We start from the raw sequence: 12,765 nt of genomic DNA, 5'->3' as shown, positions 1-12,765 counted from the left end.
CATCGATGAGCGTCAATATTCCGTCACGCTCAATCAAGACACAATGGCCTATTGCCGGACCAAATGGGGATTCGATTTTAACACAGTTTAAATGATGGATTTTCAATGTTTGCATTACGTAAATACCTAAAAAAGGATTTTTATTTACTTATAAACTTTAAGATATCATTTGCTACCATCTTTTGGTTTGCCCAATGCAGATTGTGTCCGGGTCGGTGGTTTCCACTTTCGCTGATGTCGTATGCCTTGAACTCAACAGGGGTTCTGGAGTTCGGGGTGGCATTCTTACGGGCCTCCAAAATATCATCTTGATCTTTTTTTGTAGTTACCGTGTCTCCCGTACCCCAAATGACCAAAAGCGGAGTGTTCACCTGTTTCATCATTCCTTCATTGTCAATCTTACTGAGTGCTTCCATGGCCCCAAACCATGTGGCCAAGGGAACTTTTAAGGTTTCTGAATAAATGGCTTCCAATACATCATTATTGCAATCAGGCTCAATGACCCAATCATTCTTTATGAAGGCCAAAGTCTTGTCACCTAAATCTTCAGGGGTCATTGAATATGATTTTTCTCTCCAATTATCACCAAATTCGACTTGTAGTTGACGCTGCCACTTTTGTACGACTTCCGGCATCAGAAAGTTTTGTATTGCCTCGTTTTCTTTTCCGTTGACAAAGGCTCCTATCATGGTGAGTGAATTAATCATTTCTGAATGCCTGGACACCATCTCTTGTGCGATTATACTTCCCATAGAATGCCCCACTAAATCTATTATATCAATATTCTTGAGTTGCAAAAAGCTGAATAGATCATCGGCAAAATTTGCTATTTCAAAAGGATTTTCAGTATTGGAATTTGGTATGGAGCTATCACCATGCCCCCTTAAATCAGGTGCTATCAGTCTTAGGTTCGGATTCATTCTCAGAAGTACCTTGATTAAGCCGTAGAAAGACCGCGAGGTATCTGTATACCCATGGAGAAAAAGCAAGGTTCGTCCATTCGGATTCCCCAGCTCCACATAGGCCATTCGCGTGCCTGTTGTCAATTTGATATGTTTTTTTTGAATCGAAAATCTGGCTGATGAAACGTTAACAGTACGTTCTTCTTTTTGATCATTTCCGTGGGCTAATGTTTGTAAAGCGATACTAAAAAGTATGACTGAAAATAAGATTGAGATTTTTGTTTTTTTTATGTTTTTCATTTCTAAGGTGTATTTATATTGTGATAGGTTCTTGGACCTCATCGGATTTGGGCTATCTAAATCGACTTGTTAGCCCGCCATCAATAATTAGGGAATGACCCGATAAATAGGTGCTCTTGCCTTGGCATAACCAAACTATTGCTTCGGCAAGTTCATCAGGTCGCCCAAACCTTCCTGCGGGAATCATACCCTTATATTGTTCCGAAATCGCGTTCTGTTTCTCCATATCTCCCCCGGCTTGTATGTTAAATACATTTTCCAACATTGGGGTGGCAAAAGGACCGGGTACAATGACATTGATCGCAATGTTGGATTTTGCGTTTTCAAGAGCAGCCGATTTGGTCAGTGAAATTACTCCAGCCTTAGCTGCTGCATACAATGAGAGGTACTCGGCACCGCCAAGACCATTGATGGAAGAAACATTAATGATGTGTTTTTGTTTTGAGGTTTCCCCTTTCATTAGCCTTATTTGATGTTTTAAGCTTAGCCATAGACTTTTTAAGTTCACATTTAGAGCATAGTCAAAATCAGCCTCTGAGAATTCCGTCATAGGCTTTATGGTACCATGGCCCACATTGTTTATGGCTATATCCAATGTTGTGAATTTTTTTTCAATCCATTCATATAGTGAATTCACGGACTGCATGTTGTTGAAATCAGTTTGGACAAAGTGCAGTTTTGAATGTTCTTTGCCTAAATTTTCTTCAAATTTCTCCCTACTTCTCGCCGCCACCACTACGTTGGCTCCTTCTTCAAGAAAGGAGTTGACCGTTGCCAGTCCCAAGCCGGACGTGCCGCCTGATACAATTACATTCTTGCCAATCATTTTCTATTACATGTTTTGGTTTTATTCGTGTCTTGAAATATCTCGAAACAGAAGCATGTCCTTTAATTTACTGGATGCACCTTGGTAAAACCCGGTTTCATGCCCAAATTGTTTTGGATTCTTGAACGTCCCGAAAATCATGTCAAAAAGTGAAATATCAGAATAGTTGTATGCATGTATTCCTTTGGCATGGTGCAGGGCATGCGCCTCGGGTCGCTGGATGATGTAGCCCAACCATACTGGCGTGCGTATGTTACTGTGCTGAAAAATCGATAAAAAAGTGGTGCCCAAAATAATAAGTGTAGTGGCTTCCGGTGTAAATCCGGCAATGACCACCAGACAGAGGCTCCCAAGAAAAGTGAACCCTACCATATCCAATGGGCTAAAATAGAATGCCCCGTAACTGTCGAGCCGTTCTGCACTGTGGTGCATTTGGTGAAAGATTCTCCAAAGGGCATCGTGTCGGTGCATTGCCCTGTGCCAAACATAAACGCCCAGTTCATAAATCATGATTCCAGTGACTGCACCACCAATGGTTCCCAAGCTGGTAAGGTCAAATAATTGAAATTCCGCCAAGGTGTCGTCCCAAATCAAGGGCAAGTATGAAGAAAGGTAAAAGAAAAGTACAAAGGCCAGAAAACCCTTGAGCTTCCAAAATTTCACCTTTGGCAATTTTTGGGCAGGCCACAAAGCTTCCCAAAGCATAAGTCCGCCGTAGATGCCGAATACGATATAGGAAATAGGGTCGAGCACCAATTCGAGGGGGGATGGTAAATTTTGAATTACTTCTTTCATTTTACTTTTTATTTCGTTTTAAAAATGGTTTTTTGACAGATTTTGATTTATTCAAAATCGTAATCCCGATGTTTCATTGAACTTTCCCGTAAGTCCCCAGCCGTTAGCCTTTTCGATAACCACGATATCAAGAATGTTCTTTCCTTTTTGAAGTGGGAGGCTAAGCGTATTACCATCAATTCCCAGATGACCTTGAAATTGGGGGCCTTTTGAACGGAAAGCATTGTTTCCACGGAAAATTTCCTTTCCGTTCAGATAGACAATACATCGGTCACTATAATCAAAGGAGAATTTTTTGTCCTGGGAATTTTCGGAATTGATTTCCAATTGCGCGACTACATAATCTTCTTGATTGTTTTCAAATCCATTCTTTGATGGCTTTTCGATGAATTTAGATATGGGGAGTAATCCGGACGGTTCGGTCTTCGCAGCATTAAAACCCAAATTTTCAGTACGCAATCCGCTTTCAAAGTTTTTTGGTTCAAAGGGAAATGCTTTTGAGAGTTTCCATTCCGTGATTAAGTTTCCGTTATTTGTAACTTTCTGAGCTATTTTTGAGATTTCTAGCACCTCGCCATGACTTACCTTGAAATTGGAAAATTGATTCCCGAAGAGTGCGAATAGGCTGATACCCCCTGTGCCATTATCTATCTTGAGTTTATCTATTAATAGAACTTCCTTTTCGTTAAGATACACTTTCGCTAAAGTTCCCATAACCCGAATTTTAAGGGTGTTCCAGGCCGATTGTAAGATTCCAGCCGCTGCCTGATGTTCTGGGTACAATTGCCAATTACTTTCCCAACTAAAAATTGGGGTGTACTGAACGGCATCGGACTGGTTGCTTTTGTGCATCCGCATATAGACTTCTTCCATTGTGTCATCTTGTTTCCGGAAGCTGATACCTGCGAAACTCCTTTTTTGATTGGCATGGATATCGACTTCAATAGTCCCGTTTTTGAATTCCTTTAGGTTCGCCTCGGTACCTCCATCCAAAAGGAGGGTTTTACGGTTTTCGAAATCTTGATATTCATAATCGGACCCCTGAGAAAATGACCAGCTATTTTTTTTGAATGGGATATCCAAATTTTGAGCAGATATTTTGGTCGGTTGACCCAAATCTTTCTTGAAAACCGGTGTAGATTTCTTTTTGGTTCTAGACTCAGTTGGGATTTCATCGGTTCCCAGTACTTCTGAAGCTTTTGTCTGTAAACTAAGAGCTAGACTTAATAGTAGTGTGGTTAATATCAGAATTAATTTCAGCTTATTGTCATTCATAGTTCTTGTTTAATAAATTGCTATTTCGATTCTATTGCGATAGCCTGTGCGGGGTGTCAGCATATCAATTTTTTGTCAAAAAAGGTGGAGTAAGTATTTTCTTTATGCACAACATATTGCAGTAAAAGTTATAGCTGGTTATTTTTAGAAATGACAGCACTACAGATTTCTTCCATATGGGAAATGTCGGTTCCGCAACATCCTCCGAAGATTTTGATGTGGGGATGCCTACTTTTTAATATTTCATACCACTGAGCCAGTTGTTTTTTATTTCCCGTATCCAACTCAGTGGCTTCGTCTAGTTCTGCGTGGCTTTTGCAAGAAGCGTTCGCCCGTATTCCTTGAATACGGTATGCCTGTTGATAGTACTCCAATAGACGATCTGCGAAATGCACAGGATGGGCGCAATTGATCATGTAATACAATGGATAATCCTCTGAAGCTTGGTCTATAGTCTTAACGGCTTCAAATAATGATTTCCCGTCGGGAAGATGGCCATCGACTTCGACGGTGAAGGATATAACGACCGGGACCCTCACATCCTTTGCGGCCATAACGATGCCCATTGCCTCTTCCACATTGGTCATGGTAAGACCGCTGACCATGTCAACACCGCTATCCCTGAATGTTTTTATCTGTCTAGAATGGTATATTTTGGCATCTTCCCAATTTTCCGAAACGGCTGCTACATATCCATCGTATCTGGGGCCAACGCACCCGCTGATGAGGATAGAATCGATCTCATCGCTATACTCCGATCGCAGCGATTTCATCTGTTCAATAGCGATTTGATTTGCCTTCACAAGTTCTTTTTGCGAATAGCCCAGCTTGTAGCCCCAATCAGGATTGGCTCGCCAGGTGGCACTTTCTAAAATAAAACCAGTTCCGTAACACTTTGCCAGTTCTAAATACTTTATATAGTACGCATCCAAAATTTTTCGCAGTTCCGGGCTGCTTAGAAGGTGAAAAGCCGCAAAATGGGGTAAGGGTAGTCGTTCATGAAATAGCAAGGCCGTTTCCAGTCCTCCGTCGGTCAGATAATGGTCATTTATCAGAAAATGTTTCGAGGTGATATTACGAGACATGATATCTTTATGTATGTCATAATCAACACCCTAGTTGGCGTAAGTTTTAACCTTACGCTGTAAGTACAACGGAAAATATTTGGAAATTTTTTAAAAAACCCAGTCTACAGGGTTCTCGGGCCTATAAGAACAGAACATGCCCGTCTTGATGGAAGTAGTAAGATGTTTGGCCAAAGCCGGGTGTACTTCCCCAAGCTTTTTAATGGCACTTCTTATTCTCCATGTGACCGCAGATCTGGCCTTGTCGACTTGAACCGACGATTTTCGGCTTTTGCCCGCTAGCCCGGTAGATTTAGATAAGTGTTCCAAAATGGAATCGTACTCATCTTGAAGTTTTGCCAACTCTTCATAGTTGTTTGACGCATCCACTTCCGCAATGTCTTCCTGTAGCCGGAGAATTTTCTTTTTATAACCCGTTTTCGCCTTTTGGTCGATCAGTTCAATTCCCTTTTCATTGACTACCGCGGCACCGATCAATTCGCTACAATGAATATCTTCTTCTGGCCTTTCCAATAGTGTGATTATATCATGGATTCCCTTTAAATCTTGTATCACTATAGATTCAAAAGCATAAGAAATCTCCCAAAGATTCCCTGTTTTCTTGAAGAGATTTGGGGTTGAAGGAAACGTCTTTTCAGACTTTAACAACTCAGTAGCATTAATTTTCTGCTTTGCGATAAACTCCCAGAAAGGCTTAAGGTTGGTATTTTTTTTATATGGATTTACTTGTATAGACCATTTTATGGCTTCCTCCTCCTTTATCTCATCTGTTTTAAGAACAATTTTGCTAAACTTATTTAGATAAATTTTCCAATATTCCTTCATTTTTTCAAATTCTCCGAGGTGAAAGTGGGCAGCTGCCATGTAGGCAGCGAAATCAACGAAAGAAGTTCCAATGTTAATTTTATTGCCCAATTCAATGGCCTTTTTATAATTTCCGTCCTCAAAATAGAAGTTCGAGCCATAGCCATAGTAACTTTCCGGATGGATAGGATTTAATTTAAGAGCTCTCTTATAAAGTTCAAGGGCTTCTTGGGTATAGCCTAGAAACATAAAACAAAAACCCACTTGAATTAGGTTGGAAGCATCATTGGGGTTCATACGTAATGATCTCCGAAGATAGTGTTCAGCTTTGTCAAATTCACGGGAAAATAAAAATGTCCTACCCGCGACTGTTAGCGCGACATAATCGTATTCATCAAGTTCAAGAGCCTTTAGTGCAAATTTCTGGGCGCCATTTTTCTTTAAGTCCCATTGATCCATCAACTGACAGCTCCACTCATTAAAGTAAGAAAGCGATATACCCGTATAGGCCTTTGCATAATGAGGGTCTTTTTTTATCGCCTCCTCAAAATACATCCGTGCTTCCGAATCGTATTCAGCACCTCCCTTTTTTAAGATGTTCATACCCAATAGATAGTTTTCATAAACTTTGAGATCGGTGGATTTTGTCTCATAGGAAAACGATAAAATATCATAATCAACTTGTTGTTGCACCATGTTTACAAGCTGCTTGACTATTTCATCCTGGGTCTTGAACATATCTTCAAAGGAAAAATCGTAATCTTTGGCGAAAATAATGGCACAGTCCTTTTTTTTAATTAATTGAATGCCGATACGAAAACTATCTTCAAATTCCCTAAAACTACCTTTGACAAAATAATCTGTGTCGAGTGCTTCAACTTGATTTTTATGGATGTTCAAATTTTTAATGGTTTCCGAAGATATGATCGATAGGCCAATAAACTTCGAAAGGTTCGTGGTAAGATCCTCTACAAATCCATCAACAAACATTTGATGGTCGCCAGAACGTATTAAGGTTTTAAAGGGTAATATGGCGATTGTTACATCCATCTAAGTACAACAACTTGAATTAAAAAAGATTACAAAGTTGTAAATTTTTTGCTAGAAATGTCTTTTCGATAGCCATCATATAATCTACAGAGTTGAAACCTTGTCAAAAATGTAGTTGAGGTGGTAGCTATAAAAAAAGGCGTTTTGTGATTTCCCATGTATTCAAAAAGCCTTCATTACTTCGTCAAAATTGAATAAATTTCGGTCCGCGCTTCCTCTATTTCTTTGTGCAGTGGACTTTCTGATATCGTACCCAAATTGATGGCAATAAAGAAATACATCTTTTTTTCTGGAATATAATACAGTTCACATCCCGCACCGATACCACCTCCAGAGTGTCCAAAACCGTCCACGCCATGTATACCGATTAAAGATTGAGCCATTGTTTAAATTCCGCGGCTTTGTTCTTGCTAATGATAATATCAACTTCAGAATTCGGGTTCACCACTATCTTTAATTGGTTGTTGCCATATTTTACAATTTTTTCAATGGCAGAAATGGCAATGATGAACTGTCTGTTGGCACGGTAAAAGAAGTTTTCGTCCAGATTGGACATTAATTCATCAAGGCTTAGATTGGATGTGGACCGTTTGCCGTCAGAACAAACCACATAGGTGATGGTGGTTTCCGTAAATACATAGGCGATTTCTTCCGTGGGTATTGGCTTTAACTCATTTCTGATATAGGTCAATATGCGTTTGCGTTTGCCACCCATTTCCTCCTCATCAGGTTCTTTTTCAATTTCCACCTTGTCTTTGGCAACTCTTTGTTGGTAGTCGCCAACAGCTTTGTTCAATTTTGCTAAATTGATGACTTCGTCGGACAGTTTTTCATTTTTCGCTTCCAATTTTTTCTCATAGGAGCTTCCTATAAGTCGAACGGCCAAAACAGAGCTCAAAATCATTACAAGGCCCATTATTCCCAAGATGATATAGAATCGATTTCGTAACCCATCAATCTCATTCCATACCAAGGTAATGTTTGCATGGGCCGCAATCATCCAGTCAGTCCCGGAGACGGGATACAGGTAAACCACTTCAGCATCTTGTGTCCCATCCTTAAAATCCCGAATCCCTCCACTTTCTTTCTTCAATTGAATCAAGGAATAGAAATCCTCTGGGGTCAAATCATCTGAAACCGAAGAAACAAAAGATTCCTTCGGAGTTATCAATTGCCCCACCATCTTTATATCTGGATGACATACAATCTTACCTGACCAATCAAACATGCTAATGAAACCCAAATCAATATTGGCATTCGAAATACTCTTTTGCAGGGAGGTAATGGCCAGTTCCTTTGCTACATCATTCTTGATCTGTTCCTCAATGAAGGTGGCAAACTCTTTGGCTTCACGTTTACTTGATTCCAGTTGGGTGTTCAATAATCTGTCAGCACTGAACCCTACAAAATATTCTATGGCGACACTTGAAACAATGATAAAAATGAGTGTTACCGCCAAAAAGCTCAATAGGTATAACCTGTCTTTTCGCATTACAAACCAATAAAGCGGCAAGTTAAAGATTTGATGGAAATATACAGTGTTGATGGAGTACAGTTTCTCTTTGTAGTGATAAAGCCAAAAAAATTCAGGCTAAAATATTCCTCTTGAAGCTCAGAAATTCCCTTTCACGGAGATTCTTTCTTTAGAAGACGCTTCCAGGTGGTTGATTTGCTGTCAAATAGACAAAACAATCAATCATGAAAATTCTAAAGTTTATTTCAATCAGTTGTCTCCTTTTTCTGCTACAATCTTGTGCATATGACAGTGAAGATGATTTGATCGCGATCGAGGAAAACGATGGTGAAGATGATTCGGAAAACCCAGATGGTCCCGGTATTACCTATGTCAACACCATCAAGGCCATTATGGACTCAAATTGTGTCTCATGCCATTCAAGTCCGCCAAGAAATGGGGCTCCTTTTGCACTTGTCAACTATAACCAAGTAAGTGGAAGGGCCAATGGTATCCTGAATGCAATGGCCAGGGAATCGGGTTCACCCGGTGCAATGCCACCAGCAGGAACGCTACCCCAAAACACCATCAATCAAATCCAAGAGTGGATTGATAACGGTACCCCAGAAAATTAAAACTAATCCTTTTAAACATCCTAATACTAATTATGAAGACAAATCAAATTTTAAAAGTATGCTTTGTGTTTGTGGCACTTTGTTCCACAATCCATGTAACTGGGCAAAAACTGGTCGATAGAAATGGCCATGTCGCTTTCCAAGCATCCGAAGCCTTATTTGAACCTGTTGAGGCCAAGAACGAATCGGTTACCGCTGTTCTTGATGTTGCAACCCATGAAATAGCCTCACTGGCTTTGATAAAGGGATTCCGGTTCAAGAACTCCCTTATGGAAGAACACTTCAATGAAAACTATATAGAGTCAGAAAAATATCCTAAGGCCACTTTTAAGGGGCAACTTATGGATTTTGATATCGCCAACGTTACCGACGCACCCCAGCAGGTTCGAGTAGATGGGAAATTAGAATTGCATGGAAAAGAAAAAGCTATTGAAACGTACCTGAACGTTGGTAGGGCAGGCGATGCCATTGTCATCTCGGGGTCATTCTCGGTGACCCCGGATGATTTTGATATCTCCATCCCTTCCATTGTCAAAAATAAGATTGCCAAGGAGGTCATCGTGTCGTTGGAATTTAAAATGAAGGAGCTATGAAGAAGCTAGTAATCGCCATCACGGGCCTTATTGTGGGAGTCGCCTCCCTGGGTTTTCTATTGCAAGGCATTCTGAATCCCAAACCCCGGGTCATTGCCAACGAAAAAGCAGCTTTTCTTGTTCCGGCAGATGAACTGCAGTACTTCTTTGCCAGTAATGCGGAAATCGCCAGTGAAAAGTACTTGGATCAAGTACTTGAAGTTTCCGGTGAGGTCACCGAAGTAGCAGGAAAGAGTATTGTTCTTGATAATAGGGTGATGGTCAATTTTTTGACGGATACCCTAAACGGTGCCCAAGAGGGAGAAGAACTGATCATAAAAGGAAGATGTGTCGGTTTTGATGAATTGCTGCTACAAGTGAAGATAGACCAGGCCCAGATTAATTCAAAACAACAACCAAAACAATGACTAAAATGAAACATTTAATTAGCTTGATGCTGCTATTGCCGTTTAGCCTTTTTTCGCAAAATGACCTTCTGGCAGAATTGGATACCGTAGCGGTGGATACGTACAAGAGTGCCGCTTTCAAAGGACTTAAAATTGTCAATTTTGAATCCACAAAGATGGTGTCCTCAAAAGAGCTGTATTTTGTGGTATCACACAGGTTCGGTTCCATAGAAACTGGTTTTGAGGATTTTTTTGGACTCGATCAAGCTGTTACCCGCCTCAACTTTATATATGGTATTTCTGATGGAATAAACATCGGAATCTCAAGGAGTTCATTTCAAAAGATTTATGAAAGCTCATTGAAACTGAGATTGGTTCGCGAAAAAGTAGGAGGCTTTCCATTCACCATAGTGAGTTCCAGTAACATTCTTTTGAATACGGCGTTGGATGAGGTTGTGCTTCCCGGACTTGAATTCAACAACAGACTTGGGTATACCACGCAATTATTGATTTCAAAGAAAATAAGCGAAGGTCTGTCCTTGCAGTTAATGCCTACGTTTTTCCACGATAATTACGTGGCCATAAATGAGCAGCACAATTCCCAATATGTGATTGGTTTCGGTGGAAGGCAAAAGTTGACCAAGAGGTTTTCCTTGAACTTTGACTATGGCTACCATTTGAACAGGGCGGATATCTCCCCGTTCAAGAACTCCTTATCCATCGGTGTTGATATTGAAACAGGTGGGCATGTTTTTCAACTGCACTTTACCAATGCCCAACCAATGAATACCAATGGATTTCTGGGTCAAGGGACTGGCGATTGGGCCACAGGTGATATTTTCTTCGGGTTTAACCTTTCCAGGGTATTCAATTAAAGTAGGGATAGCATGAGAACAGCAACACATAATAGAAATATTGCTCGAATTGAAGTGCAAAAAAGCTTTTGTCAGGATTGTGGTCGTAAAATACGCCAAGAGCTGCTGAAAATTGAAGACATCAATAACGTTGCCCTATATCCTGAATCCGCAATGGTGGTATTTAGCTTTTTCCGAGCCAATGAATTGTCCAAGGCCTTAAACGTCCTTACCGAATTGGGATATCCCGAGATAGGTGAAGTTCCGGGAAGTGGAAATCAACACGTAAATATATGTAGCAATTGCCAATCGGTTGAATGTGCTGCATAATACATCAAAAGAAAGAGTTCCTCCTCACAGCCAATTTTTCCGCTTCACAGCATATTCGTGGGACTGTGATGTAAAGCCACTCTTTCTTTGCTCTCAATTAAAATGAATTCAAAAACAAATAATTAAAAATCAAGAAAAAATGAAAAAAACAATTTTAACTTTCTTTGTATTGGCAGCGATGGTCGCCTGCAGTGAAGATGATGGATATGTGAACGACAACACACCAGATCCAAATGAAGATTCAAATGATCCTGGTGACGAAGTAACGGCAAATCAGGTAAAATTGCGTAATGATGCAACTTTTGGTCAGGTACTGACGGATGCTGATGGCTTCACACTATATTTTTTCGCTCCGGACAGTGACGGCAATTCCAGATGCAATGGCGGATGTGCCGATGTTTGGCCAGTTTTCAACCCTTCTGAGTTGACTTTGGATGACGGTCTTGACTCTGCTGATTTTGGAAACATTACCCGTGAAGATGGTGCAAACCAAACTACGTTCAAAGGGTGGCCCTTGTACCGTTTTTCAAACGATACGGCAGCAGGGGATGTCAACGGAGATGGTGCCGGGGGTACTTGGTTCGTGGCAAAACCGGATTATTCCATCATGATCACAAGGGCCCAATTGGTCGGTCGTGATTCAGAGGGCAATGAAACCAACCTTACCTCTACCTACGAACCTGGAGAGGAAGAGACTTTTTACATGACCAACGCCAGTGGACGTACCATTTATCATTTTAGCAATGATTCCAAAGACACCAATACGTTCACCAATGAAGATTTTTCAAATGATGGCGTATGGCCAATCCTTACAATTGATGTTGTGAATATTCCCAGCATCTTTGATGCGGCAGATTTTGGTATGATCGATGTTTTCGGAGAGACACAGGTTACCTACAAAGGTTGGCCATTGTATTATTTTGGTGGCGATGAGAATAGGGGCGATAACTTTGGCGTAGGTTTCCCCTCAGCAGGAGTTTGGCCCATCGTAAATCCTGACACGGAACCTGCTCCTGAGCCTGAATCTACTGTTGAAAGCTATGATGTTACCAACCAAGGCGCCACTGCGTATGTTTTTGATGGAGAAGAGTTGGAAAATGTGGCCAATCCAGATTTGACATTGAAAAGAGGGCAGACCTATGAGCTCAACGTCAATGTTCCCGGTCATCCATTTTTTATTAAAACAGAGCAAACTTTGGGTACTGGCGAAACATTTGACAATGGAGTGGCCAACAATGGTGCCACTTCTGGCACTATTACCTTCACTGTACCTGAAACAGCTCCGGATACCTTGTTTTACATCTGTGAATTCCACAGTTCAATGACTGGTACATTGACCATTGTGGATTAGATAACCGAATAGTTTAAGTTTAGTGTTTGATTGGTTAAGTTAGGTTTTGACTGTAATGCCCAGGGAATCATTTTTGGTTCCTTGGGTATTTACGCGAAAAGTTTTTAAGAACCACTCGATTGGGAT

The 12,765-nt window shown here is 40.7% G+C and carries 14 protein-coding genes; 6 read left to right on the top strand and 8 right to left on the bottom strand.

From position 1 onward, the window contains the following. Positions 1–140: 140 nt before the first annotated feature. From ACFOWS_RS02275 to ACFOWS_RS02240, 8 genes are all read right to left on the bottom strand, one after another. Positions 141–1,046 carry an alpha/beta fold hydrolase gene (locus tag ACFOWS_RS02275; RefSeq protein ID WP_379762317.1) on the bottom strand — a complete coding sequence of 302 codons (906 nt, stop codon included), beginning with the start codon at positions 1,044–1,046 and terminating at the stop codon, positions 141–143. Positions 1,047–1,254: 208 nt separating this feature from the next. After that, positions 1,255–2,028, bottom strand: a complete 774-nt coding sequence (locus tag ACFOWS_RS02270; protein WP_379762316.1) for an SDR family NAD(P)-dependent oxidoreductase — start codon at positions 2,026–2,028, stop codon at positions 1,255–1,257. Positions 2,029–2,049: 21 nt separating this feature from the next. Next, positions 2,050–2,823 carry a sterol desaturase family protein gene (locus ACFOWS_RS02265; RefSeq protein WP_379762315.1) on the bottom strand — a complete coding sequence of 258 codons (774 nt, stop codon included), beginning with the start codon at positions 2,821–2,823 and terminating at the stop codon, positions 2,050–2,052. A gap of 51 nt (positions 2,824–2,874) precedes the next feature. Then, complete coding sequence (locus ACFOWS_RS02260) at positions 2,875–4,098, bottom strand: family 16 glycoside hydrolase (protein WP_379762314.1); 1,224 nt, start codon at positions 4,096–4,098, stop codon at positions 2,875–2,877. Between the two features lie 128 nt (positions 4,099–4,226). Then, on the bottom strand, positions 4,227–5,183 hold the full coding sequence (locus ACFOWS_RS02255; protein ID WP_379762313.1) for a homocysteine S-methyltransferase family protein: 957 nt from the start codon (positions 5,181–5,183) through the stop codon (positions 4,227–4,229). Between the two features lie 90 nt (positions 5,184–5,273). Then, positions 5,274–7,037 (bottom strand): tetratricopeptide repeat protein, encoded by a 1,764-nt coding sequence (locus ACFOWS_RS02250; RefSeq protein WP_379762311.1) that lies wholly within the window; start codon positions 7,035–7,037, stop codon positions 5,274–5,276. A 176-nt stretch (positions 7,038–7,213) separates the two neighbouring features. Beyond that, entirely contained in the window at positions 7,214–7,420 is a 207-nt protein-coding gene (locus ACFOWS_RS02245) for a hypothetical protein (protein ID WP_379762310.1), read from the bottom strand. Continuing rightward, entirely contained in the window at positions 7,405–8,529 is a 1,125-nt protein-coding gene (locus tag ACFOWS_RS02240; protein ID WP_379762309.1) for a LytTR family transcriptional regulator DNA-binding domain-containing protein, read from the bottom strand. The genes ACFOWS_RS02245 and ACFOWS_RS02240 overlap by 16 nt, the downstream gene beginning before the upstream one ends. A 206-nt stretch (positions 8,530–8,735) precedes the next feature. On the opposite strand from ACFOWS_RS02240, the gene ACFOWS_RS02235 reads away from it, so the two are divergent. The 6 genes from ACFOWS_RS02235 (at position 8,736) to ACFOWS_RS02210 (ending at position 12,639) form a co-directional block, all read left to right on the top strand. Then, positions 8,736–9,125, top strand: coding sequence for a hypothetical protein (locus tag ACFOWS_RS02235; protein WP_379762308.1), 390 nt, complete (start codon positions 8,736–8,738; stop codon positions 9,123–9,125). Positions 9,126–9,157: 32 nt separating this feature from the next. Beyond that, positions 9,158–9,718 (top strand): YceI family protein, encoded by a 561-nt coding sequence (locus ACFOWS_RS02230; RefSeq protein WP_379762306.1) that lies wholly within the window; start codon positions 9,158–9,160, stop codon positions 9,716–9,718. Continuing rightward, complete coding sequence (locus ACFOWS_RS02225) at positions 9,715–10,125, top strand: hypothetical protein (RefSeq protein WP_379762305.1); 411 nt, start codon at positions 9,715–9,717, stop codon at positions 10,123–10,125. The genes ACFOWS_RS02230 and ACFOWS_RS02225 overlap by 4 nt, the downstream gene beginning before the upstream one ends. 5 nt (positions 10,126–10,130) lie before the next feature. Continuing rightward, positions 10,131–10,979, top strand: a complete 849-nt coding sequence (locus ACFOWS_RS02220; RefSeq protein WP_379762304.1) for a DUF5777 family beta-barrel protein — start codon at positions 10,131–10,133, stop codon at positions 10,977–10,979. Between the two features lie 12 nt (positions 10,980–10,991). Continuing rightward, the gene (locus ACFOWS_RS02215; protein ID WP_379762302.1) at positions 10,992–11,288 is read left to right on the top strand and encodes a hypothetical protein; all 297 of its coding nucleotides are present in this window, start codon (positions 10,992–10,994) and stop codon (positions 11,286–11,288) included. 139 nt (positions 11,289–11,427) lie between these two features. Beyond that, a complete protein-coding gene (locus ACFOWS_RS02210) occupies positions 11,428–12,639 on the top strand; it encodes a hypothetical protein (protein WP_379762301.1) in 1,212 nt (403 codons plus the stop codon). The last annotated feature ends 126 nt before the right edge of the window (positions 12,640–12,765 follow it).

Source organism: Flagellimonas marina, assembly GCF_042651185.1.
In the GTDB taxonomy this organism is placed as follows: Bacteria; Bacteroidota; Bacteroidia; order Flavobacteriales; family Flavobacteriaceae; genus Flagellimonas; species Flagellimonas marina.
The sequence above is the reverse complement of the archived record's forward strand: the minus strand, read 5'-3'. Positions and strand labels throughout refer to the sequence as shown.